Origin of the sequence: Serratia sp. H1w (assembly GCF_000633355.1) — a bacterium.
Taxonomy (GTDB): Bacteria; Pseudomonadota; Gammaproteobacteria; order Enterobacterales; family Enterobacteriaceae; genus Chania.
Genome location: NZ_AYMQ01000197.1, coordinates 1 through 1,641, shown reverse-complemented (window position 1 = coordinate 1,641; position 1,641 = coordinate 1). Strand labels below are relative to the sequence as shown.

Annotated in this window: 2 protein-coding genes; both read left to right on the top strand. The window is 54.3% G+C overall.

Features of this window, described 5'->3' with window-relative positions:
* A partial coding sequence (locus tag U869_RS0128655) for a hypothetical protein (RefSeq protein WP_025124030.1) occupies window positions 1–232 on the top strand: 232 nt, incomplete at its 5' end.
* Window positions 229–1,641, top strand: a 1,413-nt coding sequence (locus U869_RS0128650) for a polyketide synthase (protein ID WP_025123907.1), incomplete at its 3' end; no start/stop codon positions are given. The genes U869_RS0128655 and U869_RS0128650, both read left to right, overlap by 4 nt.

Below are 1,641 nucleotides of genomic sequence, written 5' to 3'. Positions count from 1 at the left end.
GAAAAATATCACCATCGCTGAGTTGTTTAAATATCCGAGTGTGAGAGAGCTGTGTAGTTATCTCTTCGATGCAACCGCTGGTAGAGAAAAGTCAAAGGCACAGGTCAACACTGACAGCGAGGATGATGTATTCATTTCGAAAATTGAGCGAATCAATAACTATGAAACGGCTGAGGCAAAAAAAGAGCTGGCTGAGGTTCTGAAGGTATTGTACAAGGAGGACGAATTTTGAGTATTGAAAAAGAAGCACTTCTGGCAATCACCAAGCTAAAACAAAAAATTGAACGCTTTGAATATGTCAGTAAAGAACCAGTGGCAATTATCGGCATGTCAGTGAAGTTGCCTGGCGCTGATGATGTAAATGAATACTGGACGTTACTAAAAAATGCCATTGATCCGGTAAGTCATCATGAAGAATTTAATTCTTCATGTGGTTTACTAAAATCAATTTATGATTTTGATTGTGACTTCTTTAATATTTCTCCACGTGAAGCGCAGAAAATGCACCCCAAGCAAAAAATATTGCTGGAGTCGGTTTGGGATGCATTGGAAAACGCGAAAGTCCCGATTGCTGAAATAGATCACGCTGCGGTGGGAGTGTGGGTTGGTGTCTCGACATCGGGAGGTGATTTCGATCCTGCACAATCACTGGTGGCGGATGCCTACTCGGTAACAGGCAGTTTAAACAGTATCACAGCCGGACGGATCGGCTATTTACTCGGTGCGCAAGGGCCAGCCGTAGCGCTGGACACGGCCTGTTCCTCCTCGCTGGTTGCCGTTCACCAGTCGATCGCCGCGCTGCGTAACAAAGAATGCACTATCGCCATTGCTGGCGGTGTGGGATTAATGCCTCGGGATATGCAGGCGCTCAGCACGTGGCATACATTGGGGCATATCAGTTCCAGCGGGCGTTGCCGCACCTTTGATGCTGAAGCTGATGGCACTATTTTTGCCGATGGTTGTGGCGTAGTGATACTGAAGCGGCTGAGTGATGCATTGCGCGATGGCGATAGCATTGCTGCTGTGATCCGCGGCAGTGCCATCAATCATGACGGCCATACCCAGGGTCTGACGGTGCCTAGCGGTTCGGCGCAGGAGGCGGTCATTCGTGCCGCTTTGCAGCAGGCCGGGGTGCAGTCTGCCGACGTCGACTACGTGGAGTGCCACGGCACTGGCACACGATTGGGCGACCCGATTGAGGTGCAGGCGCTGGGCGCGGTACTCGGCGAGGGACGCAATACCGACCGGCCGCTGATCCTTGGCTCGGTCAAAAGCAACATCGGCCATACGGATGCCGCCGCCGGGATCGCCGGGCTGATCAAGACGGTGCTGGCGTTGCAGCATCAGCGCATCCCGCAGAACCTGCACTTCACCACCCCCAACCCGCATATCCCGTGGGACGTCCTGCCGGTCAGAGTGGCCGACAGGGCCATCCCGTGGCCTCGGGGCGAAAAAACGCGCATTGCCGGGGTCAGCGCCTTTGGTATGAGTGGCACCAATGCGCACATCATTCTGGAGGAAGCACCGCGCATGGCAGTGGAGGCGGCAGAGCGTGAGGCCTCCCCGCGTCCGGTGGAGCTGTTGGTGCTTTCCGGGCGTACGCAAGCCGCAGCCCGGGGGGCGGCAGAACGGCTGGCCGCA